At 46.6% G+C, this 1778-nt stretch carries 1 protein-coding gene and 1 pseudogene; one reads left to right on the top strand and one right to left on the bottom strand.

Annotation, left to right across the window (positions count from 1 at the left end; all coding sequences use genetic code 11):
- Positions 1-397 (bottom strand): annotated as a pseudogene (locus Q0117_RS02330) (GntP family permease); the annotation flags it as partial.
- A gap of 288 nt (positions 398-685) precedes the next feature.
- Here Q0117_RS02330 and Q0117_RS02325 point away from each other — a divergent pair.
- Complete coding sequence (locus Q0117_RS02325; RefSeq protein ID WP_297921988.1) at positions 686-880, top strand: hypothetical protein; 195 nt, start codon at positions 686-688, stop codon at positions 878-880.
- Positions 881-1778: the final 898 nt, after the last annotated feature.

Here is a 1778-nt window from a genome sequence, read left to right as displayed (position 1 = left end):
TGATCGCTTCTCGGATCGGGTTTAAAACGACGAAGCCGCTGTCGCAAAATACGGGGATACCTACGATCCAGCCCATTATGAGCATCGCAAGCTCGGGGCGCTTTTGCCCGACTACGTTTACGACCATATCGGCGAGTTTGAGCGCCGCGCCGGTCTTTTCGAGCACGGTGCCTATGAGCGCGCCGAAGATTATGACGATACCGATACTCTTAAACGTGCCGCTGAATCCGTCGCCGATAATCGCGGGGATCTTGGCTAGCGGTATGCCCGCAACGATCGCGAGCGCCAGGGAGATAAGCATTAGCGCCAAAAATGGGTGAACGCCTGCTTTGGAGATCAAAAAAATCATCACGACGACCGCTATGGCGAAGCAGATGATTAACGCAACACCGCTCATAAAAGCTCCTTGAATGGATTTAATTTGCCCGCAAGCGGTTTAAGCTAAGCCGTTTGCGCTTCAAATTTAATGCGGTAATTTTAGCGAAATTTTAATATAAAGCAAGAATGGCGGCGTTAAATTCATGAAAATTTAAAATTTATGCACGGCGAAAGGCGGTTTAAATTTTAAAATTTACCGCGTTTTCTTTGATACGCTGCGCGCTTTGCAGCGTCTGCCTTGACGCGCTGCACACTATGCGGCTAGCGCGAGCGGTAAGGTTTTTGCGGCGCTCGCGGCGGCGGAGTAATGGCGGAAGTCGTTGTGGCAAGTAGTAGCGCTTCTGACAGCGGCGGAAATTTTATCGCGGATCGGCCGTCGTCTCGGCACAGCAATGGCGGTACATTTAAGCTTTACGTGCCGGTTTGGCGGCTGGGCGGCGTGAGCGACGCAGACGGCTTTGCGACGCTTGCTGCGGCGGCAGTAGCAATAGCGGCTAGGTAAAGCAATAATAGTAGCGATGGGGGGGCGCAGCGATAGCGGCGATGAAAGGCGATAGTATCGGCAGCGGCGGGATTTTTGATATACAATCGGCGATGATAGAATTTTGATCGCAAACTACTTGCAGTAGCGGCGATAAAATTTTAATCGAATAGGTGTCGGCAGAAGCGGCGTCTGAATTTTATTAAAACTATTGGTGCAGCGGCGAAATTTTGATTTTAGCGGCGTCAGATGAGCTTTTATTAAAGATGAAATTTTAATCAAAGGTAGAAGCAGCGTCGGTAGGGCTGCGATAAAACGGCGTGTAGCGACTCGGATAAAAACCGGCGGCAATGTCTGATCTTTAAAATTTTGATCCAGAACACTCGGGATGCGAGAATTTCTAGCGATAATCTTAGCTCGCCCGAGTTAAAATTTTGATCGAGAGTATCTGGCGATAGAATTTCATTCAAAGCTAGCAATGACGAAATTTTACGGCTTCGAAAACGGCAGTAATTTTACTATTTGAAGGTAACGGGGAATGGGGGTGCAGCTTTTTATATGATTTTTCTGCGAGCCTGCCGTGATCCTTTACAATTTTTTAAAATTCCAGACGGTATTTGCGCGGTTTATATGTGACGAAATTTTACGGTTCGGTAAATTTATAGAGCAATTTAAATTTACAAAGTCGCTTAAATTTATAAACTACTGCGCCTCTTTTTGAGCGCTCTTTGCGCGCGTAAATTTTAATCGGCATCTCTATCTAATCCGTAAAATTTTAGTTTTTGAAATTTTATATATTTTTGAGCTTGCGTTTTGGCTGAAATTTTGATCCACGACCTGATCCGCCGCCGCTTTCGCCCAGGTTTCGTCGAAGTTTTGTCCGTTTAAATTTGCGCTGCTGGAGTAAAGCCAGTCAAAT

It is taken from the genome of uncultured Campylobacter sp., from assembly GCF_937997535.1.
In the GTDB taxonomy this organism is placed as follows: Bacteria; Campylobacterota; Campylobacteria; order Campylobacterales; family Campylobacteraceae; genus Campylobacter_B.
This window is presented reverse-complemented; position numbering and strand designations above follow the sequence as displayed.

Excerpts from the sequence above, each read along its gene's own strand:
- Q0117_RS02325 (WP_297921988.1), top strand. The coding sequence starts at position 686 with ATGGCGGAAGTCGTTGTGGCAAGTAGTAGCGCTTCTGACAGCGGCGGA.